The 222-nt window shown below is 43.7% G+C and carries 1 protein-coding gene; it reads right to left on the bottom strand.

Features of this window, described 5'->3' with window-relative positions:
• Positions 1 to 37: 37 nt before the first annotated feature.
• The coding region (locus tag PSI23_RS22670) for a hypothetical protein (RefSeq protein ID WP_273557120.1) at positions 38 to 222 on the bottom strand (185 nt) is incomplete at its 5' end.

Below are 222 nucleotides of genomic sequence, written 5' to 3'. Positions count from 1 at the left end.
GACTCCAATTTAAATTCGGGGCTGAAACTTCTTTTCATCATGTCACCTGTTGAATTATCGAAGTGAGCATATCACCTCTATAACGGTGACCAAAATCATTGAACCACATCATTCCCTGTGCGGCCTGTGTATCGAGGTACGCTTCCAGTTGCTGGCGTAAGGTGATAAGCGGGTTGTCGTGTGAAGTTGTCATTCGGATTTTCCTTTTTGTTATGGAAGCTA

Source organism: Xenorhabdus yunnanensis, assembly GCF_028598805.1.
In the GTDB taxonomy this organism is placed as follows: domain Bacteria; phylum Pseudomonadota; class Gammaproteobacteria; order Enterobacterales; family Enterobacteriaceae; genus Xenorhabdus; species Xenorhabdus yunnanensis.
Note: the sequence above shows the minus strand (reverse complement) of the source record. Positions and strands in the feature narration are given on the sequence as shown.